This window comes from Pseudomonas baltica (assembly GCF_031880315.1).
Lineage (GTDB): Bacteria > Pseudomonadota > Gammaproteobacteria > Pseudomonadales > Pseudomonadaceae > Aquipseudomonas.
On record NZ_CP134771.1, the window covers coordinates 4,062,153 to 4,085,900 of the forward strand.

At 63.9% G+C, this 23,748-nt stretch carries 22 protein-coding genes and 1 riboswitch; of the genes, 16 read left to right on the forward strand and 6 right to left on the reverse strand.

The window, feature by feature from the left end:
- The 5 genes from REH34_RS18170 (at position 1) to REH34_RS18190 (ending at position 5,461) form a co-directional block, all read left to right on the forward strand.
- Positions 1–1,404, forward strand: a complete 1,404-nt coding sequence (locus REH34_RS18170) for a PIG-L family deacetylase (RefSeq protein WP_311968681.1) — start codon at positions 1–3, stop codon at positions 1,402–1,404.
- Between the two features lie 105 nt (positions 1,405–1,509).
- Positions 1,510–2,931, forward strand: coding sequence for a bifunctional D-glycero-beta-D-manno-heptose-7-phosphate kinase/D-glycero-beta-D-manno-heptose 1-phosphate adenylyltransferase HldE (gene hldE / locus REH34_RS18175; RefSeq protein WP_311968682.1), 1,422 nt, complete (start codon positions 1,510–1,512; stop codon positions 2,929–2,931).
- Positions 2,932–2,956: 25 nt separating this feature from the next.
- Entirely contained in the window at positions 2,957–3,934 is a 978-nt protein-coding gene (locus REH34_RS18180; protein WP_311968683.1) for a glycosyltransferase, read from the forward strand.
- A gap of 11 nt (positions 3,935–3,945) precedes the next feature.
- Positions 3,946–4,617: a hypothetical protein gene (locus tag REH34_RS18185; RefSeq protein ID WP_311968684.1), complete on the forward strand. Its 672-nt coding sequence runs from the start codon at positions 3,946–3,948 to the stop codon at positions 4,615–4,617.
- A gap of 40 nt (positions 4,618–4,657) precedes the next feature.
- Complete coding sequence (locus REH34_RS18190; RefSeq protein ID WP_311968685.1) at positions 4,658–5,461, forward strand: hypothetical protein; 804 nt, start codon at positions 4,658–4,660, stop codon at positions 5,459–5,461.
- A gap of 8 nt (positions 5,462–5,469) precedes the next feature.
- Here REH34_RS18190 and REH34_RS18195 read toward each other — a convergent pair whose 3' ends face one another.
- The 4 genes from REH34_RS18195 to REH34_RS18210 all read right to left on the reverse strand — a co-directional run bounded on the left by REH34_RS18195 (position 5,470) and on the right by REH34_RS18210 (position 8,877).
- Complete coding sequence (locus tag REH34_RS18195; protein ID WP_226504256.1) at positions 5,470–6,435, reverse strand: metal ABC transporter ATPase; 966 nt, start codon at positions 6,433–6,435, stop codon at positions 5,470–5,472.
- A gap of 41 nt (positions 6,436–6,476) precedes the next feature.
- A complete protein-coding gene (locus tag REH34_RS18200; protein WP_311968686.1) occupies positions 6,477–7,289 on the reverse strand; it encodes an aldo/keto reductase in 813 nt (270 codons plus the stop codon).
- The gene (locus REH34_RS18205; protein ID WP_311968687.1) at positions 7,286–8,461 is read right to left on the reverse strand and encodes an FAD-dependent oxidoreductase; all 1,176 of its coding nucleotides are present in this window, start codon (positions 8,459–8,461) and stop codon (positions 7,286–7,288) included. The genes REH34_RS18200 and REH34_RS18205 overlap by 4 nt, the downstream gene beginning before the upstream one ends.
- A gap of 83 nt (positions 8,462–8,544) precedes the next feature.
- Complete coding sequence (locus REH34_RS18210; protein ID WP_226504259.1) at positions 8,545–8,877, reverse strand: multidrug efflux SMR transporter; 333 nt, start codon at positions 8,875–8,877, stop codon at positions 8,545–8,547.
- A gap of 112 nt (positions 8,878–8,989) precedes the next feature.
- Between REH34_RS18210 and REH34_RS18215 the strand changes: the two genes are divergently transcribed.
- Entirely contained in the window at positions 8,990–9,883 is an 894-nt protein-coding gene (locus REH34_RS18215; RefSeq protein ID WP_311968688.1) for a LysR family transcriptional regulator, read from the forward strand.
- An 88-nt stretch (positions 9,884–9,971) separates the two neighbouring features.
- Positions 9,972–11,243: a lipid IV(A) 3-deoxy-D-manno-octulosonic acid transferase gene (gene waaA / locus REH34_RS18220; protein ID WP_311968689.1), complete on the forward strand. Its 1,272-nt coding sequence runs from the start codon at positions 9,972–9,974 to the stop codon at positions 11,241–11,243.
- An 85-nt stretch (positions 11,244–11,328) separates the two neighbouring features.
- Here the strand turns inward: waaA and REH34_RS18225 are convergent, their stop codons facing one another.
- Entirely contained in the window at positions 11,329–12,774 is a 1,446-nt protein-coding gene (locus REH34_RS18225) for a TolC family outer membrane protein (protein ID WP_311968690.1), read from the reverse strand.
- A 146-nt stretch (positions 12,775–12,920) separates the two neighbouring features.
- Positions 12,921–13,028: riboswitch (TPP riboswitch) on the forward strand.
- Positions 13,029–13,175: 147 nt separating this feature from the next.
- Between REH34_RS18225 and thiC the strand changes: the two genes are divergently transcribed.
- Together thiC and cytX are read left to right on the forward strand one after the other, a co-directional pair.
- A complete protein-coding gene (gene thiC / locus REH34_RS18230; protein ID WP_226504263.1) occupies positions 13,176–15,065 on the forward strand; it encodes a phosphomethylpyrimidine synthase ThiC in 1,890 nt (629 codons plus the stop codon).
- Between the two features lie 100 nt (positions 15,066–15,165).
- On the forward strand, positions 15,166–16,455 hold the full coding sequence (gene cytX, locus REH34_RS18235) for a putative hydroxymethylpyrimidine transporter CytX (protein ID WP_311968691.1): 1,290 nt from the start codon (positions 15,166–15,168) through the stop codon (positions 16,453–16,455).
- Here the strand turns inward: cytX and REH34_RS18240 are convergent.
- Positions 16,424–17,182 (reverse strand): RsiV family protein, encoded by a 759-nt coding sequence (locus REH34_RS18240; RefSeq protein WP_226504265.1) that lies wholly within the window; start codon positions 17,180–17,182, stop codon positions 16,424–16,426. The genes cytX and REH34_RS18240 overlap by 32 nt on opposite strands.
- A 365-nt stretch (positions 17,183–17,547) precedes the next feature.
- Here REH34_RS18240 and REH34_RS18245 point away from each other — a divergent pair, with 365 nt between their 5' ends.
- The 7 genes from REH34_RS18245 (at position 17,548) to REH34_RS18275 (ending at position 23,743) form a co-directional block, all read left to right on the forward strand.
- The gene (locus REH34_RS18245; RefSeq protein WP_311968692.1) at positions 17,548–18,165 is read left to right on the forward strand and encodes an NUDIX domain-containing protein; all 618 of its coding nucleotides are present in this window, start codon (positions 17,548–17,550) and stop codon (positions 18,163–18,165) included.
- Positions 18,156–18,608: a DUF1249 domain-containing protein gene (locus REH34_RS18250; RefSeq protein ID WP_226504267.1), complete on the forward strand. Its 453-nt coding sequence runs from the start codon at positions 18,156–18,158 to the stop codon at positions 18,606–18,608. Before REH34_RS18245 ends, REH34_RS18250 begins: the two co-directional genes overlap by 10 nt.
- Positions 18,609–18,717: 109 nt before the next feature.
- Positions 18,718–19,530: a 3',5'-cyclic-AMP phosphodiesterase gene (gene cpdA / locus REH34_RS18255; RefSeq protein WP_311968693.1), complete on the forward strand. Its 813-nt coding sequence runs from the start codon at positions 18,718–18,720 to the stop codon at positions 19,528–19,530.
- A gap of 103 nt (positions 19,531–19,633) precedes the next feature.
- The gene (locus REH34_RS18260) at positions 19,634–20,245 is read left to right on the forward strand and encodes a YqiA/YcfP family alpha/beta fold hydrolase (RefSeq protein WP_311968694.1); all 612 of its coding nucleotides are present in this window, start codon (positions 19,634–19,636) and stop codon (positions 20,243–20,245) included.
- 77 nt (positions 20,246–20,322) lie between these two features.
- Positions 20,323–22,227 carry a DNA topoisomerase IV subunit B gene (gene parE / locus REH34_RS18265; RefSeq protein WP_226504270.1) on the forward strand — a complete coding sequence of 635 codons (1,905 nt, stop codon included), beginning with the start codon at positions 20,323–20,325 and terminating at the stop codon, positions 22,225–22,227.
- Complete coding sequence (locus tag REH34_RS18270; RefSeq protein ID WP_311968695.1) at positions 22,227–23,225, forward strand: esterase-like activity of phytase family protein; 999 nt, start codon at positions 22,227–22,229, stop codon at positions 23,223–23,225. Before parE ends, REH34_RS18270 begins: the two co-directional genes overlap by 1 nt.
- Before the next feature lie 41 nt (positions 23,226–23,266).
- Positions 23,267–23,743, forward strand: coding sequence for a TIGR02281 family clan AA aspartic protease (locus tag REH34_RS18275; protein ID WP_311972116.1), 477 nt, complete (start codon positions 23,267–23,269; stop codon positions 23,741–23,743).
- Positions 23,744–23,748 lie beyond the last annotated feature (5 nt).

Here is a 23,748-nt window from a genome sequence, read left to right on the forward strand (position 1 = left end):
ATGAGCGAACGCAAGCAACGGCTGCTCAAGGCCCATCGACGCAACAAGCGCATCGCCCTGCTGGTGGCGCTGCTGGTGCTCATCCTGATTGGCGTGCTGGTGGCCTGGTGGTGGGTGCCGGTGCTCCTGGCGCTGGGCTGGGTTGCCCATGAAGCCTGGTTCGCCGACCATCTGTTTTATCGCCCCAACGACGATTACCAGTACGAGTTCGCCTTTGGCACTTCGATACAGGACGCGCGCATCGACGCTCAGGGGCTGTTGACCCTGGACCGACCTGCCGCAGCGGGTGACACCCTGGTGCTGGAAGTACGGCTGCGTGCGACCTGGTTTGGGCGCTGGGTCGACCCCGCCGTGCTGATGGGCGACGACCGCCAGGAGTTCGAGCGCGGTGTGCGCGGGCGGCGCTACCTGAATCTGTCCGGCCAGGCCGATGCGCTGGCCGCCGGCAATCTGAAGGTACGAGGGTATCTGTGCCGGGTAGCGCCCGAGGCGCGGTTGTTCGTGCAAGCGAACGAGGATTTCGCCCAGCGCCGGGTGATGATCGTCGCGCCCCATGCCGACGATGCCGAGCTGGCCGCATTCGGGCTCTACAGCCGGTGCGCGCAGGCCAGTATCGTCACCCTGACCCAGGGCGAGATCGAGGCCGAGGAGTATCAGCGCCTGGGGCTGAGCCTCAGCCAGGCCGCCGAGCTCAAGGGCCGACTGCGCAGCTGGGACAGCCTCGCGGTGCCGCTGTGGGGTGGGGTCGACGCCAGCCGTTGCGTGCAGCTGGGTTACTACTGCCTGCAGCTCAAGCCGATGGCTGCCCAACCTGCGCAGGCGTTCGGCTCGCGGGAGTCGCAGCAGTCCGATATCCGCACCGTGCGCCAGCACAATCCACTGACGCTGCCCGCTGACGTCGACGGTCAACCGACCTGGCACAACCTGGTGGCGGACCTCAAGGCGCTGCTTGAGCACTATCGCCCCGAGGTGGTGGTCACACCGCATCCGCAGCTCGACCCACACGCCGACCATATTGCCAGCACCCAGGCGCTGTTCGCGGCCATCGCCATCAGCAGCTGGAAGCCCCGGCAGGCGCTGTTCTACGCCAACCACCTGCACGATAACGACCGCTGGCCCATGGGCCGTGCGGGCGCGGGCGTGGCCCTGCCGCCGGCCATCGAGGCGTTGCCTGCCGACCGCCTGTGGAGCCCGATGCTGTCCACGGCCACGCAGCTGAACAAGGCCATGGCGCTGGGTATGCAGCACGACCTGCAAGGCCGGCCCGCGCTGAAAAAGCGCATGCGCCGTTGCATCCAGTATTGGCTGGCAGGGCGCCGCTGGCCGGCCACCGGCGAGGACGAATTTTTCCGCAAGGCGGTACGCCGTCACGAGCTGTTCTGGGTGCGTGACTTGAACGACTGATCGCGCCGCGCCGGGGCAGTGTGTCAACGGGCATGACTGCCCATAAAAGCGCCGGCGAGGCTGTGTTAATATCGCCGCCCTGTTCATTTTGTATGTGGGTTGCCCATGAAATTGTCCATGCCGCGATTTGGCCAGGCCCCTGTGTTGGTAGTCGGCGATGTGATGCTCGATCGTTACTGGCATGGCGGGACCTCGCGCATCTCCCCTGAGGCACCGGTGCCGGTGGTCAAGGTCGAGCAGATCGAGGATCGTCCGGGCGGCGCGGCCAACGTCGCCCTCAATATCGCCGCGCTCGGTGCCCCTGCCTCTCTGGTCGGCGTGACCGGCGACGACGAGGCTGCCGAGAGTTTGACCAATAGCCTCAAGGCGGCCGGTGTCCATGCCGTGTTCCAGCGCATCCCCCAGCAGCCGACCATCGTCAAGCTGCGGGTCATGAGCCGGCACCAGCAATTGCTGCGCATCGATTTCGAAGAACCCTTCGCTACCGACGCCTTGGCGCTGGGCGCCGACGTCGACACGTTGCTTGCAGGCGTCAAGGTGCTGGTGCTGTCGGACTACGGCAAAGGCGCGTTGAAGAATCATCAAAGCCTGATCCAGGCCGCGCGTGCACTTGATATTCCGGTACTGGCCGACCCCAAGGGCAAGGACTTCACCATTTATCGCGGTGCCAGCCTGATCACCCCCAACCTCAGCGAATTCGAAGCCATCGTCGGCGGCTGCCGCGATGAAGCCGAGCTGGTGGCCAAAGGCGCCCAGTTGATGCAGGACCTCGATCTCGGGGCCTTGCTGGTCACCCGTGGCGAGCACGGCATGACCTTGCTGCGCCCCGATCATCCAGCGCTGCACTTGCCGGCGCGCGCCCGTGAAGTGTTCGACGTGACCGGTGCCGGCGACACGGTGATTTCCACCCTGGCCGCCTCCATCGCCGCAGGTGAAGAGCTGCCGCAAGCCGTGGCACTGGCCAACCTGGCCGCGGGCATCGTGGTCGGCAAGCTTGGTACCGCTGCCATCAGCGCCCCGGAACTGCGCCGTGCCATTCAGCGTGAAGAAGGTTCGGAGCGGGGCGTGCTGAGCCTCGATCAGTTGTTGCTGGCCATCGACGACGCCCGTGCGCACAACGAACGCATTGTCTTCACCAACGGCTGTTTCGATATTCTGCACGCCGGCCACGTGACCTATCTGGAGCAGGCGCGCGCCCAGGGCGATCGGCTGATCGTGGCCGTCAACGACGATGCCTCGGTCTCGCGCCTCAAGGGCCCCGGCCGGCCGATCAACAGCGTCGACCGGCGCATGGCGGTACTGGCCGGGCTCGGCGCGGTGGATTGGGTCATCAGCTTCAGTGAAGACACCCCCGAGAACCTCCTGACTCATGTGCGTCCGGATGTACTGGTCAAGGGCGGCGACTATTCGGTCGAGCAGGTCGTCGGCGCCTCCATCGTCTCGGCCTACGGCGGCACCGTGAAGGTACTCGGGCTGGTGGAAAACAGCTCCACGACCGCCATCGTCGATAAAATTCGCAGTCGGTGAGCGCAGGAATGAGGGACGCGCAGGTATGAGGGTCATGTTGTTGGTCATGGACGAGCAGCGCGTGCTGCTCGACCGCCTGTATGACATCGTTCGCCAGCATTGTGACGAGTGTGTGATCCAGCGCCTGAGCAAAGCGCAGCAGATGAACCTGGGGGCGTTTCTGGCCTCTGTGCATCATCAGGACTACGATCGGGTGGTGATCTTTTCCCGCGTCAAACGCCTGGCTCGGCAACGGCGGGTGCTGCAATGCGTACCTGGGCTGGTGTTCCTCGAGCACGACGCCTACCAGAACTACATGCCCGACAGTAAATATCTGCACACGTACTCGCGCCTCTACAGCCAGTTGCCCGCGTGTCGTGCGTTGCTGTCCGGTGCCGTCGTGGTGCAGCGGATGCAGGCCGAAGGCATCGATGCGGTGTTCGTGTCCAAGGGTTATGACGAACAGATGCTGCACGACCTGGGGCGCGAGCGGGATATCCCGGTGGGCTTCCTCGGTAGCCTGAAAAGCAAGGAATACGCGCAGCGCAAGGCGCTCCTCGAGTCGCTGGCGAGCAAGAGCGGGATGCTGGTCACGCGTACCCAGTCGGGCGACGAGTATTTGCAGACGCTCAACCGGATCAAGGTATTCGTCAGTGCCGACATCGGCATGGGCGAGTTCATGATCAAGAATTTCGAAGCCATGGCCTGTGGCTGCGTGCTGCTGGCCTGGAGCCAGGGTGAGGAAGATCACTTGCTGGGCTTCGAGGACATGCACAACGTGGTGTTCTACCGCTCCGAGGCCGAGGCGCTGGAAAAACTCGCGTTGCTGCAAAGCGATCCGTTGCTGGCCGAGCGCATCGCCGCCAATGGCGAGGCCTTTGCCCGCGAGCACTACAGTTTCGCCCGGGTCGGCCGCGACCTGGCCACGGCCATTCAGGCCCCGATGCGCGCCTGGCAGGCGCCGGGTTGGTTGACGCGGCAGTGGGTCCGGTGGCGCTACGGGCTGCAGGTGCCGGGGCAGTGACGGGTGAGGAGATGGACCTCGACGCGCTGCCCGGCGGCGGCCAGGACATTCTTGGCGCCGTGGCCGAACGCTTGTTGGGTTGCTTGCGCGATGCCGAGCGGGTGGTGCTGGTGGCCAATAACCCGGCTATCGAAGCGGTAGACTTCGAGGCCCTCGAGCTCGGGCCGCGCGATGTGGTGGTGAGCTTCAATCTTTGCATCAAATGGCCGTTGCTGAGCAATCGTTGGACCAACGTCTTCGTGCACGGCTTCAATGCGCCCGACCACTACTTTTTCGGCCTGCCCTATTCGCCTGAAGTCCAAGCCCTGTGGCAGAACCCCCAAGGGCGCTGCTTCACTGTACTGGTGGGCGTCGCCGATGCCATGTCAGCGCTGCCTGACGTCACCCTGTTGCGCGAGCGCATGCCGCTGCCGGTTTTGTGGAATTACCCACTGGCCCGCGCCGATGGCAAGCGCTTCGTCGGCCCGACCACAGGTTTCAATGCACTGGTGCTGTTCGATTGGCTGCGGCGCGAGCAAGGGCTCAACTACAAGTTGCTCACCCTGGGCTACTCGAATGAGGCCGGCAAGTTGTGGAGCGGTCATGCCTGGGATTATGAGCGCGCCTGGCTGGCGGCGGCGAACGTCGAGACGATCGCCCTGCACAAGCGCCGTTGGTGGCAACGCATGTTGAAGCGTCGCTGAGACGGCGACTTTCTTTATTTCGGGTTCAAGGTGCAATGCAGTGTTGAAAGTGGCCGTCGCGTTTTTCGGAATTCCCAGGAATTCCGCAATCTGTTTCCCTTCCATCCACCAGCAGGTGCTGGCACAGATCCCCTCCGGCGCACAGGTGCAGTGCTTCTATCATATGTACCAGGTCGACAGCGTGCAAAACCTGCGGTCCGGCGAGCAGGGTGCATTGATGGCCGACAACTACGAGCCGTTCGCGGCCATGACCGGCGTGCTCGAAAGCAATGACGGTGTGCTGGAACGCTGGGATTTCGAGCGCATCAAGGCGCTGGGAGATACCTGGGCCGACGAGCATGCTTCGGTGCGCAACCTCATTCTCCAACTCAACTCGTTGCATGCCGTTACGGCGATGGTGGAGGCATTCGAGCCTGACTTCGTGGTCTTCGTGCGACCCGACATCGAATACCACAGCCCGCTGCCCAGCTACGTATTCAAGCATGCCGAGGCGCGGCATTTGAATGCCTATATTCCCGACTGGCAGTGGTGGGGTGGGCTCAATGACCGTTTTGCCATCTGCGGGCGAGACGTTTATTGGGCCTATGGTCGCCGCGTCGAGCAGATTTTCGAATTCTGTGCTGCCACGGGCCGCAAGCTGCATTCCGAGCGTTTGCTGAAATTCGTGCTGCAGGGCGCCGGGGCCAAGGTGTGCCTGTTGCCGACCACGGCGTCACGGGTGCGGATCAACGGAGCCTACGCCGAGGAGGATTTCTCTGGCAAGCACGGCATGGGCAAGCGCGAAAACCGCTATTTCCATCTGTTTGCGCGCCTGCGCACCTGGGCCGACAAGCGTCGGGGGTGACATCCGCCTCACCCCGGCAAATGCCCCCGCACCATGCGCACCAGCTTGCGCGCCTTGACCCGCAGGCGCACCAGGCCGGTCCGCTGGTTCTTGGGCAGCACCAGGCCTTGCTGCTCGACCCAATCCTTCCAGCGAATGCGCTCATCGCGCACCACCCAGCCTTCCTGGGCGGCGAAGCTTTCAGCCAGGAACACCCCGCGGGTGCTGGCCGGGATCAGCTTGTCGCGCTTGAGGGTATAGAGCTTGGGCACCGGCTTGCCGTCCAGCAGGGGCAGCAGATAGAGGTCGGGGCGACGGCGGTCGAGGTGCGTCTCGAGCTGGCCCTTGTCGAGTTTCTCGTCGACATGGAACAGGCTCAGCACCTTGGCTTCGCGGGGGATCTCCAGGCGCAGATCGTAGACCAGCTGCAGGGATGCGGTGGGGAGGTGCACGTAGGCCCGCGGGCGCTCGATCAGGTTGAGGCTGCCACAGCGCACCGGCTTGGCTGCACCCATGCGCGGGCTGAGGGTGAAGGGTGCGGATTCTCGGTAGCGCAGAGTGGGCTCATAGGGTGCCGGTAGCCAGGTGTCCTTGAAGCGGCCGTTGAGCCAGCCGTCGGGGGTTTCCAGCAGGCACTCTTCGGCCACTTCCTGCACGGCGGTGTGCAGCGGCAGGTTGAGTTCGTGGGCGGGCACGTAGCCGGAGATCAGCTTGAGCACCACGTCGCCACGGTCCACGCGGCGCTGGCGCACCAGCACCCAGTAGTCGCGGTTCTGCCAGTTGAGGGTCAGGCGCACCGACACGCCGAGGTTGGCCAGTTCGATGGAAAAACGTTGCGGATCGTCGATGGCGACCGGCTTGCGGCGCTCGAGCGTCTGGGCGAAATTCAGCGGCATGCCGACCCCTTCGTAGCTCAGGGAGTCGGCAGTGGCTTCGACGAACAGGGGCAGTGTCTTGAAGTTGCTGGGGTTCTTCTTTTTAAGCAATCGCGGCATGTCGGCTCCTTCTGGCGTCGGGGTCGGCCGCGACGGCGGCGCTAAGGGCGGCGTAGCACGGACGCCGCCGTATTGACGTTGTGGGCAAGGTGCAGCGGGTTGATCGTCCCGACAATAGCACTGGCGATGCCGGGGCGGTCAAACAACAATTCGAAGCTGGCGCGCACCGGGTCGACGCCTGGGGTCAGGCAGACGTGGCCGCTGGCCAGGGCCTTTTTCACCAGAATGCCCTTGCCATGTTGCTGCGCTTGGTCGATGACTGGCGCCTCCGATTGCTCGCTCAGGTTATAAGTGACCATGGCGCAATCGCCGCGTTCCAGGGCCTTGAGGCCGCCGGCCACGGTTTTGCCGGAAAAGCCGAACGCCAGCAGCTTGCCTTCGCGCTTGAGTTGCTCGAGGGTGTCATAGACGCCGGTCTGTTCGAGTATGAACAGGTCGTTGCCATCGGAGTGCACCAGAACCATTTCCAGATGATCTGTTTCGAGACGTTTCAGGCTGCGCTCAACCGAAAGGCGGGTGTGCTCGGCGCTGAAGTCGAAGTGCGATTGGCCGCCTGCGAATTCTTCACCGACCTTGCTGACGATCACCCAGTCATTGCGTTGCCCGCGCAGCAGCGGGCCCAGGCGTTCTTCACTGATGCCATAGGCGGGCGCGGTGTCGATCAGGTTGATGCCCAGGCCGCGTGCCTGGTTGAGCAGGGCGCGGGCTTGATAATCGTCGGGGATGGTGAAGCCGTTGGGGTATTTGACCCCTTGGTCGCGGCCCAGCTTGACAGTGCCCAGGCCCAACGGCGAAACCATCAGGCCGGTGCTGCCCAGCGGGCGGTGCAGGTCGTGCAGGGTGGCGATAGTCATGGCAGCAGTTGCTCCCAAGGGGTCTGCCCGAGCGCCGGACGCGGCAGCTCGGGCAAGGTAGCAGAGGCAGCGGGGACGATGGCATCGCGTTGCAGCGCGCTGATCACCCGTTCGGCAAAGTCCGGCGCCAGTGCCAGTTTGGTCGGCCAGCCCACCAGCAGGCGCCCTTGCTCGGCGAGGAAGGCGTTGTCCGGGCGCACCAATCCGGATTGAGCGGGCTCGGCGCGGTTGACCCGCAGGGTGGCCCACTGCACCTGGCTGAGGTCGATCCATGGCAGCAACTGACCGAGTTCCTTGCGCGCGGCGGCGATCTGCGCGGCGGGCTCACGGGCCACGCCGTCGGCTTCGGCGATATCGCCGCCCAGGTACCAGACCCACTGGCCATCGGCTGCCGGATGGCTGGTCACGGTGATACGCGGTTTCGGCCCACCCCCCAGGCAGTGGGCGTACAGCGGCTTGAGGCTGGCACCTTTGGCAAGGATCATGTGCAGCGGGCGGGTCTGCATCTTCGGCTGCTGGATATCCAGCGCCTGGAGCAGATCGGCGGTGCCTTCGCCGGCGCTGAGCACGATACGCTGCGCGCGAATTTCCCGGCCGTCGACCACCAGGCCGCAGAGCTGATCTCCTTCATGCAGCGGGACGATGTGCTCGCCGGCCATGAGGCTGTCACCGCCGAGTTCGGCCAGACGGGTGATCACGCTAGGCACATCCACCACCAGCTCGGCCAGGCGATAGACCTTGCCCTTGAACGCTTTGTCCTGCAGCGCCGGCGGCAACTGATCGCCTTTGACCTGGTCGACACGGCCGCGCACCGCCTTGCTGGCGAAGAAGCTGGTGAGGTTGCCGGCCAGGGTCCCCGGCGACCACAGGTAGTGCGCCTCGGACAACAGTCGGGCGCCGCGCAGATCCACGTCCCCAGCGCCGGCAAAGGCGTCGCGCCAGCGCTGCGGCATTTCGGCGATGGCTTCCGAGGCCCCGGTGAGCGCGCCATGCAGCGCATATTTGGCGCCGCCATGGATGATCCCCTGGGACTTGAGACTCTGCCCGCCACCCAGACCTGCACGCTCCACCAGCACGGTCGAGTAGCCCAGGCGGCGCAAGCGCGCATTGAGCCACAGCCCGGCGACGCCGGCGCCGACGATCAGGACGTCAGTGTTGAGAGCGGATGGCATGCTGGGGACCTCGATGGCAGAGACAGGGCGGCAGTATACAGGCACGAGTGATTCGGTGATCTCTTCGCGGGCACAGGCAGCGATCAATGCCCCGCCGTATTCGAAAACAACTGAATGACCACCACCCCGCAGACGATCAGCCCCATCCCCAGCATCGCCGGCACATCGAGCTTCTGCCCATAGATGAACAACGCCGCGATGCTGACCATGACGATGCCCATGCCCGCCCACACCGCGTAGGCGACGCCCACCGGAATGCTGCGCACCACCAGCGTGAGCATCCAGAACGCCGTGGCATAGCCGAGGATGACCAGGATCAGCGGCAGCGGTGTGCTGAAACCCTTGACGGCTTTCATCGAGACGGTAGCGATCACTTCGGCGCAGATGGCGATCGCAAGATAGTAGTAGGCAGTCATGGTAAATCTCCCAGATTGGATGCCAGCCCTTCGCTGCAGGCAATGGCAGTATTTTCGCGATTTCGCCAGGTGCGGTACAGTCATTACCTATCTGCACAGGAGATAGGTCGTCATGGCCCAAACTCAATGGAATCTCGAACAGATCCGCTTGTTCGTCAAAGTCGCTGAACAGCGTTCGTTTTCAGCGGTGTCACGGGATCTGCACCGTGCCCAGTCGGCGGTCAGCAGCGCCATCGCCTTGCTGGAAGCGGACCTTGGGGTGGTGCTGTTCGAGCGCAGCAGTGGTCGGCAGCCGCAACTCACCGAGGCGGGCAGGGCGCTGCTCGACGAGGCCCGCGAGGTACTGCGCCAATGCGAGCGCCTTGATGGCCGGGCGCTGGCGTTGATGCGCGGGCAGGAGGCGCAATTGCGCCTGGCGCAGGATGAGGCGATGCCCTATCAGCCGGTGATCGACGGGCTGCAAGCCTTTGCCGGGGCCTTCCCGGCGGTGCAGGTGCAGATTGCCAATGCCGCCCAGGGCGACGTTGCCAGGCGCCTGGTGGATCGTCATGCCGACCTGGGCTTGCTGTTTCGCCACGAGCAGATTCCTGCCGAGTTGGAGAGGCGCGCGCTAGGCCGGGTCGAGATGGTCACCGTGTGCCCCAGCGGGCATCCGCTGGCGGGGGAGCCACGGGTCAGCCGCCAGCAGTTGGCGCGCCACCGGCAGTTGCTGATCGCAGTGCAGAGCAGCGGATTCCCCGGCGGCGAGGCGATCAGCCCGCACATCTGGCGCGCCGACAGTTTCTACATGATCGCCGAATTGCTGCGTTGCGGCCTGGGCTGGGCCTGGCTGCCGCGTCATGTGGTGCAATACCCGGCGTACCAGGGGTCGATGGTCGAGCTGGTCAGCGATTGGACGCCGCCGCCCTTGGTGGTGGAGTTGGCCTGGCGGCGTGATGCGCCGCTGGGGCCGGCGGGGCAGTGGTTGGCGGAGCGCTTTGCGCTGGAGTTGCAGGCGATCGGGTGAGGGCAATTGCGGGCCTCTTCAGCGCCGAAAGGGCCCTCAGATTCGCCATAGGTGCCAAGCACCTGACGCCAAGGTAAACTCCGCCGCCATGAACAGAACTCTCTACACCTTGCTGTTTCACCTCGGCCTGCCGATCCTGGCGATACGCCTGTGGCTGCGCGCGCGCAAAGCGCCGGCCTATGCACGGCGCATCCGCGAACGTTTCGGTTTCGGTCTGCCACCGATGCAGCGGGGTGGCATCTGGGTCCACGCGGTCTCGGTGGGCGAGAGCATCGCCGCCGCGCCGATGATCCGCGAGCTGCTCAAGCGCTATCCGCAGCAGGCCATCACCGTGACCTGCATGACGCCTACTGGCAGCGAGCGCATCCTCGCGCTGTTCGCTGACGAGCCGCGCATCCAGCACTGCTACCTGCCCTATGACCTGCCATGGGCATCGGCGCGTTTCCTCGATCACCTGCAGCCTCGGCTGGCGGTGATCATGGAGACCGAACTGTGGCCCAATCATATTCATCAATGCGCCCGTCGCGGCATTCCCGTTGCCTTGGCTAACGGTCGCCTGTCGCAACGTTCCGCTCGGGGCTACGCGCGCTTTGCCGGCCTGACCCGGCCGATGCTGGCCGAGCTGAGCCTGCTGGCGATCCAGACCGAAGCCGAGGCCGAACGCTTTCGGCAATTGGGCGCGCGGCCTGAATGCGTACAGGTGACCGGCTCGATCAAGTTCGACCTGACCATCGATCCCGCCCTGGTCGCGCGTGCCGACGCATTGCGCAGTCAGTGGCAGGCCGGCAGCCGCCCGATCTGGATCGCCGCCAGCACCCACGAAGGCGAAGATGAGGTCATCCTCAACGCGCATCGACAGTTGCTCGCGACCCACTCCGATGCGCTGCTGATACTGGTTCCGCGCCACCCTGAGCGTTTCAATAGTGTTTTCAGCCTGTGCGCGCAGCAGGGCTTCGCCACGGCCCGGCGCTCCCTTGAGCAGCCCGTCGATGCGCAGGTCTCGGTGCTGCTGGGCGATACCATGGGCGAGCTGCTGTTCCTCTATGCCTTGGCCGACATCACCTTCGTCGGCGGCAGCCTGGTGGCCAACGGCGGTCACAATCTGCTCGAACCGGCGGCGCTGGCCAAGCCGGTGCTCAGCGGCCCGCACCTGTTCAACTTCCTCGAAATCGCCGCCATGCTGCGCAGTGCCGGTGCCTTGCAAGAGGTCGACGACGCCGACGGCCTGGCCACCGCCGTACAACGCCTCATCGAACTGCCCCGCGACGCCGCAAAAATGGGCACGGCGGGCGTGGCGGTGATGAAGGCCAATCAGGGGGCGCTGGAACGGTTGCTCGCGGGGTTGGCGCGGTTGGTGTGACGCTGATTGGCGTGTCTGAACCCCTTCTCAGAAATCTCTTACAGGGTCTTGGGAAATAGCCCCCTCTGATTCTATGTGAAGGCGGTTATTTCTTTTTCTTCGCCGGCGTCAATAACGCCTGCGCCGCAGCGGCCAGATCCGGCGGCAGGAAGTCCTTGTCCGGGTTGTAATCCGGCTTGAGATAACGCGCCAGGTCTTGCAGGTCCTGCGGGCTCAAGGTCCCGGCGGCTTGCTTGAGACGCAGATTGTCGAGGATGTAGTCGTAGCGCGAATTGTTGTAATCGCGCACCGAGGCATACAGCTGACGCTGGGCATCGAGCACGTCGACGATGTTGCGGGTGCCGACCTGATAGCCGATCTCGGTGGCTTCGACGGCGCTCTGGTTGGAGATGATCGACTGCTTGCGGGCCGCCACCTCTTCCACGTCGGTGTTCACTGCGCGGTGCAGATTGCGAGTGTTCTCGACCACCTGGCGGCGCAGGCTTTCACGCTGTTGCTCGCTTTGCACCAAGCGCTGATAGGCCTGGCGGACCTGGGAGCTGACCATGCCGCCGCTGTAGAGCGGGATGTTGACCTGCACACCGATCGAGCGCCGGGACACGTCGCTGCCATACACCAGGCCCGGGGTCTCGGTCGGGTTGCTGAGCTGGAAGTTGTCGTTGTCGCCTTTCTCGTATTGCGCCACCAGATCCACCGTGGGCGCGTGTCCGGCCTTGCGCTGGCGCAGGGTTTCTTCGGCGGCGGTGACGGCGTAGTTGCTCGCCAGCAGGTTGAGGTTCTGCTGCGATGCGGTGTCGACCCAGGCCTTGGCGTCGTTGGGGCTCGGCGTCAGGATCGGCAAGGTATGCACGATGCCCTGCAAGGCGATGTACTCGCGGTTGGTCAGGGTCACCAAAGCCTGCAAGGCGTCGTCGACCTGGCGTTGTGCGGTCAGCCGCGAAGCGCGGGCGGTGTCGTAGCTGGCCTGGGACTGCAGCACATCGGTCTTGTCCGACAGGCCGACATCGAAGCGGCCGTTGGATTGGTCGAGCTGGCGCTTGAAGGCCGCTTCTTCGGCCTTGGTCGCGGCCAGGGTGTCCTCGGCACGCAGCACCGCGAAATAACTCTCGGCGCTTTGCAGGATCAGGTTCTGTTCGGTGGCCGACAGCTGCAACGCCGCCTGTTCATCCTGGGATTTCGCGGCCTTTAGCTGAAACCAGCGGTCGGCGCGAAAGATCGGCTGATTCAGGGTCGCTCGATAAGAGTTGCCGCTGCGATTGAGCACCTGTTCAGGTTGGTCCAGCGCAGTGCGAGTGTTGTTGATATCGCTGCCCAGCGACAGGTTCGGCAGCAGGCCGGCACGGGCCTGGGGGACGTTCTCGCGCGTTGCGGCATAGTCGGCGCGGGAGGCCGCCAGGTCGGCGTTGTTGCTGACCGCTTCCTGATAAACGCTCACCAGATCGGTATTGCTCGCCAGGGACGGTTCGGCCGCCCATGCGGTGGCATGGGAGGCACAGGACACGGCAAGCGCCAGTGAGAATTTGCGCAACATTGATTCAGTCCTTGAGGGCGAAGTCTTGTTAGAGGGGGCGCTGCGAGTGTAGTTGCGTGGCCGTCCGGCAACAATCGGCTATTTGCGCCAAATACCGTTCATGCACAATGGATTGGCAATGTGCAGCGCGCTTGACTAGACTGGCCGGGTTCTTGTCGGGGTGCCTTGCGTTAAGAGGCTGAGATCGGATAATTCCGGATCCCGTTGAACCTGATCAGGTTGATGCCTGCGTAGGGAACAAGATTTCTCGTCACCCGGCGAGTCCTCTTGTGTCGCGTCCGGGTTGTCGTTCGAGCATTCGAGCGGCTGCACGAGACTCGGCACAGCACCGCTCCAGGTGCATCCGTGCCATTCAGGTTCGCTCCGACATTCCGCCGCTGGATGCTGTCTGGAGAGCCGTGATGAGTAAACAAGAAAAATCCACCGTGCACCTGAGCGAGTCGGCCAAAGTCGATTCCGGATCAGTGCAACCCTTCACCCGTTCGCAAAAAATCTACGTTCAGGGCTCACGCCCGGATATCCGCGTGCCCATGCGCGAAATCAGCCTTGACGTTACTCCAACTGACTTCGGTGGCGAGATCAACGCCCCCGTCACCGTCTACGACACCTCCGGCCCCTATACCGATCCGACCGTCACCATCGACGTGCGCAAGGGCCTGGGCGATGTGCGCTCGGCATGGATTGATGACCGTGGCGATACCGAGCGTCTCTCGGGCCTGAGCTCGCACTTCGGTCAGCAGCGCCTCGACGACGCAGAGCTGACCAAGCTGCGTTTTGCCCACGTGCGCAACCCGCGCCGGGCCAAGGCCGGTGCCAACGTCAGCCAGATGCACTACGCGCGCCAGGGCATCATCACCGCCGAGATGGAGTACGTGGCCATCCGCGAGAACATGAAGCTGGCCGAAGCGCACGCCGCCGGCCTGCTCAAGGCCCAGCACGCGGGCCACAGCTTCGGCGCGAGCATCCCGAAAGAGATCACGGCCGAGTTCGTGCGCGAAGAAATCGCTCGCGGCCGCGCGATCATCCCGGCCAACATCAACCACACCGAGCTGGAGCCGATGATCATCGGCCGCAACTTCCTGGTGAAAATCAACGGCAACATCGGCAACAGTGCGCTGGGCTCGTCGATCGAAGAAGAAGTCGCCAAGCTCACCTGGGGCATTCGCTGGGGTTCGGACACGGTCATGGACCTGTCCACCGGCAAGCACATCCACGAGACCCGCGAGTGGATCATCCGCAATTCGCCGGTGCCGATCGGCACAGTGCCTATTTATCAGGCCCTGGAAAAAGTCGGCGGCGCCGCTGAAGATCTGACCTGGGAGCTGTTCCGCGACACCCTGATCGAGCAGGCCGAACAAGGCGTCGACTACTTCACCATCCACGCCGGCGTGCTGTTGCGCTACGTGCCGCTGACTGCCAAGCGCGTCACCGGGATCGTCAGTCGTGGCGGTTCAATCATGGCCAAGTGGTGCCTGGCGCATCACAAGGAAAACTTCCTCTATACGCATTTCGACGAGATCTGCGAAATCATGAAGGCCTACGACGTCAGCTTCTCGCTGGGTGACGGCCTGCGCCCAGGCTCGATCGCCGATGCCAACGACGAAGCGCAGTTCGGCGAGCTGGAGACCCTCGGCGAGCTGACCAAGATCGCCTGGAAGCACGACGTGCAATGCATGATCGAAGGCCCCGGCCACGTGCCGATGCAGTTGATCAAAGAGAACATGGACAAGCAGCTCGAGTGCTGCGACGAGGCGCCGTTCTACACCTTGGGGCCGCTGACCACTGACATTGCACCGGGCTACGACCACATCACTTCGGGCATCGGCGCGGCGATGATCGGCTGGTTCGGCTGCGCCATGCTCTGCTACGTGACGCCCAAGGAGCACCTGGGGTTGCCGAACAAGGATGACGTCAAGACCGGCATCATCACCTACAAGATCGCCGCCCACGCAGCGGACTTGGCCAAGGGGCACCCGGGCGCGCAGATCCGCGACAACGCCTTGAGCAAGGCACGCTTCGAATTTCGTTGGGAGGACCAGTTCAATCTCGGCCTCGACCCGGATACCGCGCGGGCCTACCACGACGAAACCCTGCCGAAGGACTCGGCCAAGGTGGCGCATTTCTGCTCGATGTGCGGGCCGAAGTTCTGCTCGATGAAGATCACCCAGGAAGTGCGCGAATACGCTGCCAATCAGAAGATCGCGGCGGTGGACCTGGAGGTCGAAGAGGGCATGCGCGAGCAGGCTGCACGCTTCAAGCAGGAAGGCAGCCAGCTGTATCAGAAGGTCTGAGCCACAAGCTGCAAGCTGCAAGTCAGAAGCGACCGCACACCTGCTTCTTCTTGCAGCTTGCAGCTCAAAGCTCGCCGCTATCCCATACTGAGATGACCCCGTGAACACACCCAGCACCTACTCCCCTGACATCGCCGTCCCCGCCAGCCAGCGGGTGTTCGGCGCGCGTGATCTGTTTTCCCTGTGGTTCTCCCTTGGCATCGGCCTGATGGTCTTGCAGACCGGGGCGTTGTTGGCTCCGGGCCTGGGCTTGAGCGGTTCGCTGCTGGCCATCTTCCTCGGCACGGCGGTGGGCGTGCTACTGCTGGCCGCCGTGGGCGTGATCGGCACCGACACCGGCCTGTCGGCCATGGCTACCCTCAAGTTGAGCCTGGGCCGCCACGGCGCCACACTGCCGGCGCTGCTCAATCTGCTGCAACTGATCGGCTGGGGTTCGTTCGAGATCATCGTCATGCGCGATGCCGCCAGCCTGTTGAGCGCCGGGCATTTCGGCGAAGGCAGCGCATTGGCCAATCCGCTGTTGTGGACCTTGATATTCGGCGCACTGGCGACCCTGCTCGCGGTGAGTGGGCCCTTGACCTTCGTGCGTCGCGTGCTGCGCAAGTGGGGCATCTGGCTGCTGCTGGCGGCGTGCCTGTGGCTGACCTGGAACCTCTTCGCCAAGGCTGACTTGGGCATGCTGTGGGCGCAGGCCGGGGATGGCAGCATGCCGCTGGCAGTGGGCTTCGACATCGCAATCGCCATGCCGCTGTCATGGCTGCCGCTGATTGCCGACTATTCGCGATTCGGTCGCCGCGCCAAAAGCGTCTTCGGCGGCACCGCGCTGGGGTTTTTCATCGGCAACTTTTGGCTGATGAGCCTGGGCGTCGCCTACACCCTGGCGTTCGCCCCGAGCGGCGACACCAACGCCTTGTTGCTGGCTTTGGCCGGCGCTGGTTTGGGTATCCCGCTGCTGTTGATTCTGCTGGACGAGTCCGAGAACGCTTTTGCCGACATCCATTCGGCGGCGGTGTCCACGGGCATGCTGACCCGACTCAAGGTCGAGCATCTGGCGCTGGCCATCGGCGTGCTCTGTACGCTGATCGCCTGCTTCGCGCCGCTGGCGCAGTACCAGAACTTCCTGCTGTTGATCGGCTCGGTGTTCGCGCCGCTGTTCGGCGTGGTGCTGGTCGACCACTTCGTGCTGCGCCAGCGCCGCGCACCGGATGCCTCATCAGGATGGCGCTGGCCGGCACTGCTAGCCTGGCTGGGCGGGGTCAGCACCTACCATCTGCTGGCCAACCTGTATCCGGACGTGGGTGCGACCCTGCCGTCACTGGTACTCGCTGGCCTGTTGCACGGGCTGCTGGGCCGGGCTTTCAGCCGCGGCCGGGGAACAGTTCGGGCTTGAGGATGCCGTTGAGGCGCGGGTAAGGGATCTTCAGTTCGATGTGGCCCATGGCATAGGGCGCGATGGTGTTCACATCGTACTTGAGGATCAACGCGCCGTAGGTCAGGGCGATGTTCGGGGTCTTGCGAAATGGCCACGTCTTGGCGAAGTTCGGGTCCTGGTCGGTGACTTTGGTCGCGGCCATCCAGCCCTGTTGTGCCAGCTCGGCGTTCTTCCAGAAGGCATCCTCCTGGCCTGGCACCAGCATGTCATCCAGACGCAAGGCCTTGCTCTGGGCCCGCGAATAGTTGATGAATCCACGCCCTGGGGTCGGCATGTTGCGAGTGTCGCCGGTGTCGACATAGCTCGACAGCTCGACGATCACCAGACCGTCATGCTGCTCCCGTACCTTGGCCTGCAGATAGCTGCTGGTGTGCGCGGGCGCCTGGGCCAGATACTGCTGCTCGTATTCCTGCAGTGAGTTGGTGTTGGCGGCGACTGGCGAGGTGCGGGTCAGGTCCAGCAGGCGGCGCTGGACCATCATGTCCAGCTGCGGCTCGTCGGGGAAATGCACGGTGTCGATATTCACCAGCGGGCAGTCGGCACCCGCGCAGCCCGGCTTGAGGTGTTCAAAGGCGTCACGCTTGACCTCCAGCGGCTTGTGCAGATTGGGCGTGAACAGGCTTTGGCACGCGCCCAGGCTGAGCGCCACAGCGGTGATGGCAGAAAGTTTGAGAAGCGGTGACATGCTGATCCTTGGTGTTGATTCGCGCGTGTTGGTTGTGGCTCAAGGGCCCTTTGCGGGCAGAGCCCGTTCCCACAATGGCGCAGCGTATGTCTGTGGGAGATTCTATGGTTTGGGCCCATTGCAGCGGCACTGATAGTCGGCTTTGCACAAATTTGCTGATTCGACTCTGTGCAACGCAGTCAGTTCGCCACTAAGCTCGATGAGAGTGTGGCGCCATAGTAGGGGAGCGCTGCTCGGGAGGCCAGTCGACGGGCCGTGGCTGAGCATATTTTCACCGAAACTGCAAATGGACGAAGGGGGCTGCACCGCAGCGGTGGGCGCGTTAGGATGGTGCGTTGCTGCAAGGTCTGACGACGAGGAAACCCATGACTGACGCGAATCACTCCGTACCCAAGGCTGTCGAGATCGAGCAGCGCGAGAATTGCTACAAGGGCTTCTACAAGCTCGACAAGGTGCTGCTCAAACACGAGCTGTTCGCTGGTGGCATGAGCCGCACCATCTCGCGCGAGCTGTTCGTGCGCCACGATGCGGTGTGCGTGCTGCCCTACGATCCGCAGCGTGACGAAGTGGTGCTGATCGAGCAGTTTCGCGTCGGCGCCCTGGACAAGGCCGCTAACCCTTGGCTGATCGAGATGGTCGCTGGTCTGATTGATACCGATGAACAGCCAGAAGAAATTGCACACCGCGAGGCACAGGAGGAAGCTGGGCTGTCGCTGGCGGCGCTGTGGCCCATCTCGCGGTATTTCCCTTCGCCGGGGGGCAGCGACGAATTCGTGCATCTGTATTTGGGGCGCTGCAGCACCCAAGGCGTGAGCGGCATTCACGGGCTGGAAGAAGAGGCCGAGGATATTCGTGTCCGCGTCTGGTCCTTCAGCGACGCCTTGCAGGCGGTCAAAGACGGCAAGATCAACAATGCGGCAACGATCATCGCCATTCAATGGCTGGCGTTGAACCGCGAGGAAGTCAGGGGGTTGTGGAAGTGAATAGGTTGCGCGAACGCTACCGGGTCGATCTGATCGGGTTGCAGGCGGCCTGCGAGGCCAACTATGCACGCTTGATGCGCCTGTTGCCGGACATGCGCAACCAGCAGCATTCGCGCCGTATTGCCGTGAGCCAGGGTGACCAGATGCTGGGCATCCTCGCCCTGAACGTGCTGCAGGCCTGCCCGTACACCACCACCTTGCAGGTGCGCCAGGAGCTCAGCCTGCCTTGGCTGCCGGTGCCCAGCCTGGAGGTGCAGGTGTACCACGATGCGCGCATGGCCGAGGTGATCAGCGCCGAACACGCGCGGCGTTTCCGTAGTATTTATCCGTACCCGAATGCACACATGCACCAGCCTGACGAGAAGGCCCAGCTCAACCTGTTCCTGGGCGAATGGCTGAGCCACTGCCTGGCCTGCGGTCACGAGCATGAACATGTTCGCTAAAGGCGTTCGTGCATTAGATGCAGTGCGCTAAACACTTGTTTGCCGCTCGATTTGCCCCCTTGCCTCATCCCTACCATAATCCCAGCTGAATCCGTTCAAGGAGACGGCCTTGCCGAACCCCTCTGCAGCATCCGTTGCGCCGTTGATCGTGCAGATTACCGATCCACACCTGTTTGCCGATGCAGACGGTCGCCTGCTGGGCATGAATACCCGCGACAGCCTGGAAAAGGTCATCGACAAAGTGCTCCTGGAGCAGCCACAGATCGACCTGTTGTTGATTTCTGGCGACTTGACCCAGGACGGCACAGTGGCCTCTTACAACGCGTTCAAGGACATGAGCGCGCGTATCCCGGCAACCAGGACGCGCTGGTTCGCCGGCAACCATGACGAGCCATTGGTCATGGAAGAGGTCGCTCAGGGCACGGACCTGCTGGACCCAGTGGTCGACATCGGCGCCTGGCGCATCACTCTGCTCAATTCGGCGGTGCCGGGTTCCGTGCCCGGGCGCCTGGCCCCCAGCGAGCTGGAGTTGCTGGAGCGATCGCTGAAAGAGGCGCCCGACCGTCATCATCTGGTCTGCCTGCACCATCATCCAGTATCGATCGACTGCAAGTGGATGGAACCGATCGGCCTGCGCAACGCCGATGCGCTGTTCGCGATCATCGACCGCTACCCGCAGACCAGAGCGCTGCTGTGGGGGCATATTCATCAGGAAATCGATCAGCCTCGGGGCAACCTGCGGCTGATGGCGACGCCCTCTACCTGCATCCAGTTCAAGCCACGCAGCGATGATTTCGCCCTGGATGATCTGCCGCCTGGCTATCGCTGGTTGCGTTTGCAACCGAGCGGCGAGATTGAAACCGGGGTGTCCCGAGTCGAGGGCTATGTCTTCAAGCCCGATTTTTCGAGCGATGGTTACTGATCCTTCGTCAGACACCGCCCGCTCCCACAGGGCTGAATAGGGCAGAACTCCGGGCATTTCCTGTAGACTGCCCACCTTTGCCACATGACCCAGGGGGCCTCGGGTGTCCGCTTCCATTCTTTATATCCATGGCCTCAACAGTTCGCCGGCATCGCTCAAGGCGCGGCAACTCTCCGCCGCCCTGCAGCGCATGGGCCTGGCCGATCAATTGCGGGTGCCAGAGCTGCATCACCACCCGCGCCAGGCCATCGCCCAATTGCACGCCGATATCAAAGCGCTCGGCGGCACGCCACTACTGGTCGGCAGCTCCCTCGGCGGCTACTATGCAACCCACCTGGCCGAGCGCCTGGGCCTCAAGGCCCTGCTGATCAATCCGGCGGTCAACCCCCACAAGCTGTTCAAAGGTGTTCTGGGCCCCCAGACCAACTTCTACAACGGCCAGACCTGGGATCTGACCCTGGACCACATCGAGGCGCTCAAAGCGCTGGAGGTCCCGCCGCCGCACAGCGCCGAGCGCTACCAGGTGTGGCTGCAGACGGGCGACGAGACCCTCGACTATCGCCACGCCGAACGCTTCTATGACGGCTGCGATCTGCGCATCGAAGTCGGAGGCGACCACGGCTTCCAGGGCTTCTCCGAGCACCTGCCACAACTGTTCGCATACGCGGGCATTGCTGCAAAGGCTTGGGAAGGGATAGATTTCGCTGCGCTCTGAGCTTTTGCAAGGGCACCCGGCCCAGCGCCCGGTGCCCGGCTGCACTTTTGATTACCCCACTTTGACGACGAGACCCCATGGCCAATCCCAGCGCTAGCTCTTATAACGCAGACGCCATCGAAGTCCTCTCGGGCCTCGACCCGGTGCGCAAACGCCCGGGCATGTACACCGACACCAGCCGGCCGAACCACCTCGCCCAGGAAGTCATCGACAACAGCGTCGACGAAGCCATGGCTGGTCACGCCAAGAGCATCCAGGTCATCCTTCACGCCGACCACTCGCTCGAAGTCAGCGACGACGGCCGCGGCATGCCGGTGGACATCCACCCGGAAGAGGGCGTCTCGGGGGTCGAACTGATCCTCACCAAGCTGCATGCGGGCGGTAAGTTCTCCAACAAGAACTACCAGTTTTCGGGCGGCTTGCACGGTGTGGGTATCTCGGTGGTCAACGCCCTGTCCAATCAGGTGCGCGTCAAGGTCAAGCGTGACGGCAACGAATATCAGATGACCTTCGCCGACGGCTTCAAGGCCAGCGAGCTGGAGATAGTCGGCACCGTCGGCAAGCGCAACACCGGCACCAGCGTGTATTTCGCCCCGGACCCGAAGTACTTCGATTCGCCCAAGTTCTCCATCAGCCGCCTCAAGCACGTGCTCAAGGCCAAGGCCGTGTTGTGCCCGGGGCTGCTGGTCAGCTTCGAAGACAAAAGCAGCGGCGAGAAGGTCGAATGGCACTACGAAGACGGCCTGCGCTCGTACCTGATCGACGCCGTCAGCGACTTCATCCGCCTGCCCGAGGAGCCGTTCTGCGGCAGCCTGGCCGGTAACAAGGAGGCCGTCGACTGGGCGCTGCTGTGGCTGCCCGAAGGCGGCGACGTGGTGCAGGAAAGCTACGTCAACCTGATCCCCACGGCTCAGGGCGGCACCCACGTCAACGGCCTGCGCCAAGGCCTGCTGGATGCGATGCGCGAGTTCTGCGAGTTCCGCAACCTGCTGCCGCGCGGCCTCAAGCTGGCCCCGGAAGACGTCTGGGAGCGCATCGCCTTCGTGCTCTCGACCAAGATGCAGGACGCGCAGTTCTCGGGCCAGACCAAGGAGCGTCTGTCGTCCCGTGAAGCCGCCGCGTTCGTGTCCGGGGTGGTCAAGGACGCCTTCAGCCTGTGGCTCAACGCACACCCCGAACTGGGCCTGCAATTGGCCGAGCTGGCCATCAGCAACGCTGGCCGCCGCCTCAAGGCCAGCAAGAAGGTCGAGCGCAAGCGCATCACCCAAGGCCCGGCATTGCCCGGCAAGCTGGCCGATTGCGCCGGCCAGGACCTGGCCCGCACCGAGCTGTTCCTGGTCGAGGGTGACTCCGCCGGCGGTTCGGCCAAGCAGGCTCGAGACAAGGAATTCCAGGCCATCCTGCCGCTGCGCGGGAAGATCCTCAACACCTGGGAAGTCGACGGCAGCGAAGTGCTGGCCAGCCAGGAAGTGCATAACATCGCCGTGGCCATCGGTGTCGATCCGGGCGCCGCGGACATCAGCCAGCTGCGCTACGGCAAGATCTGCATCCTCGCCGACGCCGACTCCGACGGCCTGCACATCGCGACCCTGTTGTGCGCATTGTTCGTCCAGCATTTCCGCCCGCTGGTGGATGCCGGCCACGTGTACGTCGCCATGCCGCCGCTGTACCGCATCGACCTCGGCAAAGAGATCTACTACGCCCTCGACGAAGCCGAGCGCGACGGCATCCTCGATCGCCTGGTGGCCGAGAAGAAGCGGGGCAAACCGCAGGTCACCCGCTTCAAAGGCCTGGGTGAAATGAACCCGCCACAGTTGCGCGAAACCACCATGGACCCGAACACCCGGCGCCTGGTGCAATTGACCCTGGAGGACTACCCCAAGGCCTCGGAGATGATGGACATGCTGCTGGCGAAAAAACGCGCCGGCGACCGCAAGACCTGGCTGGAGACCAAGGGCAACCTGGCCGAGGTGCTGACCTGATGCGTGCGGCGTTGGCAGCCTGGCTGCTGATGACGCTGTGTTTGGCCACGACGCTGGCAACCGCCGCTCCGGTGGAGGAGCTGCGGCTGCTCGCCGAACACCCGGTCGAAGGCATGCGGGACGGCAATCTGTCGGGCCTGGCGATCTGTGGCGGCGAGCTCTATACCGAGTCGGACCGCGACGATGATCGTATCTATCGCCTGGATACCCGCCAGCCGGTGTGGCAGGCCGAGACGCAACGTTTCGACGTGCCGACGCCTGCGCCCAGCGGCCTGAGCTGGGGCATGAACGTGCGCACCTGGGCCGCGGGCTTCGTGCGCGGTGGCACCCTCGACTTCGAGGGCATCAGCTGCGACGCCGCCGGTAATCGCTATCTGGTCAGCGAGGCGCGCGCGCAAGTGCTCAAGATCAGCCCCGAGGGCGAGGCGCAGTGGCTGAACATCAGCCCGGCGCTGGTCCGTGAAGCCCGTGCGGCAGGATTACTGGCGCATTTCAATGCGATTTTCGAAGGGCTGGCGATCAATCCGGCGGGTGATCAGCTGTGGTTGGCCGCCGAGCGTTCGCGCCGCGGCTTGCTCAAGGCCAACTTGCACGGGAGCGAGTGGACCTGCGACGGCGCCTGCGTGCTGCTCAGTGAAGACGGCGTGCAAGCACGACCGGCCGCCGCCATCCCTAGCGACCTGCCGCTGGTGATCGATTTCTCCGACCTGGCCTGGTTCAACGGCAAGCTCTACACCCTTGAGCGCAACGCCTATCAGATCTGCCGGCGTGACACCCGCACCGTGGCCGTCGAGCGCTGCTGGTCGTTCGCCGACGCGGCCCTGACCCCGGCCCGGCGCTACGCCAAACCCTATGGTGTGGCCGAGGCGCTGGTGGTCGACGCCCAAGGTGCCTGGATCGGCAACGACAACAACGACTGGGCTCGTGGCGATGGCGATGTCCGCCCCATCGTCTGGCGCTTTGCCGCCCCGGTCGACGGCTGGGAGGCACGCCCTTGAGCGCGGCGCCACCGGGGCGGCGCGCCGGTCGGATCTTGCTGATGGTGGCGTGGATTGCCGGGCTGTTCCTGGCCACGCGCTATTTTGCCGGCCGTGAAGAGCACGAAGCCAACCCCAACACTCAGGTCAGCTCCGCGCACGGCCAGGGTTATATCGAGGTGCAACTGGCCGGCAATCGCCAAGGGCATTTCGTCGCCAGCGGCATGATCAACCAGTTGCCCGTGCAGTTCATGCTCGACACCGGCGCTACCGACGTGGCGATTCCGGCCAGTGTCGCCAGCCAGCTGACCTTGCAGCGCGGCATGCCGGTGCAGATCAACACCGCCAACGGCCGCAGCGAGGGCTATCGCACCCAGCTCGATCAGGTGAAACTGGGCGATATCGTCCTGCGTGACGTGCGCGCGGTGGTCACCCCGGGGCTGGACGGCGACCAGGTATTGCTGGGCATGAGCGCCCTGAGACAACTTGAATTTACCCAGCGCGGTGGCAACATGCTGCTGCGCCAGACCACACAATGATGAGG

What these genes read in the sequence shown, in the direction of transcription:
- REH34_RS18170 (WP_311968681.1), top strand. Translation starts at nt 1, where the DNA reads ATGAGCGAACGCAAGCAACGGCTGCTCAAGGCCCATCGACGCAACAAG.
- hldE (WP_311968682.1), top strand. Translation starts at nt 1,510, where the DNA reads ATGAAATTGTCCATGCCGCGATTTGGCCAGGCCCCTGTGTTGGTAGTC.
- REH34_RS18180 (WP_311968683.1), top strand. Translation starts at nt 2,957, where the DNA reads ATGAGGGTCATGTTGTTGGTCATGGACGAGCAGCGCGTGCTGCTCGAC.
- REH34_RS18185 (WP_311968684.1), top strand. Translation starts at nt 3,946, where the DNA reads ATGGACCTCGACGCGCTGCCCGGCGGCGGCCAGGACATTCTTGGCGCC.
- REH34_RS18195 (WP_226504256.1), bottom strand. Translation starts at nt 6,435, where the DNA reads ATGCCGCGATTGCTTAAAAAGAAGAACCCCAGCAACTTCAAGACACTG.
- REH34_RS18200 (WP_311968686.1), bottom strand. Translation starts at nt 7,289, where the DNA reads ATGACTATCGCCACCCTGCACGACCTGCACCGCCCGCTGGGCAGCACC.
- REH34_RS18205 (WP_311968687.1), bottom strand. Translation starts at nt 8,461, where the DNA reads ATGCCATCCGCTCTCAACACTGACGTCCTGATCGTCGGCGCCGGCGTC.
- REH34_RS18210 (WP_226504259.1), bottom strand. Translation starts at nt 8,877, where the DNA reads ATGACTGCCTACTACTATCTTGCGATCGCCATCTGCGCCGAAGTGATC.
- REH34_RS18215 (WP_311968688.1), top strand. Translation starts at nt 8,990, where the DNA reads ATGGCCCAAACTCAATGGAATCTCGAACAGATCCGCTTGTTCGTCAAA.
- waaA (WP_311968689.1), top strand. Translation starts at nt 9,972, where the DNA reads ATGAACAGAACTCTCTACACCTTGCTGTTTCACCTCGGCCTGCCGATC.
- REH34_RS18225 (WP_311968690.1), bottom strand. Translation starts at nt 12,774, where the DNA reads ATGTTGCGCAAATTCTCACTGGCGCTTGCCGTGTCCTGTGCCTCCCAT.
- thiC (WP_226504263.1), top strand. Translation starts at nt 13,176, where the DNA reads ATGAGTAAACAAGAAAAATCCACCGTGCACCTGAGCGAGTCGGCCAAA.
- REH34_RS18240 (WP_226504265.1), bottom strand. Translation starts at nt 17,182, where the DNA reads ATGTCACCGCTTCTCAAACTTTCTGCCATCACCGCTGTGGCGCTCAGC.
- REH34_RS18245 (WP_311968692.1), top strand. Translation starts at nt 17,548, where the DNA reads ATGACTGACGCGAATCACTCCGTACCCAAGGCTGTCGAGATCGAGCAG.
- parE (WP_226504270.1), top strand. Translation starts at nt 20,323, where the DNA reads ATGGCCAATCCCAGCGCTAGCTCTTATAACGCAGACGCCATCGAAGTC.
- REH34_RS18270 (WP_311968695.1), top strand. Translation starts at nt 22,227, where the DNA reads ATGCGTGCGGCGTTGGCAGCCTGGCTGCTGATGACGCTGTGTTTGGCC.
- REH34_RS18275 (WP_311972116.1), top strand. Translation starts at nt 23,267, where the DNA reads ATGGTGGCGTGGATTGCCGGGCTGTTCCTGGCCACGCGCTATTTTGCC.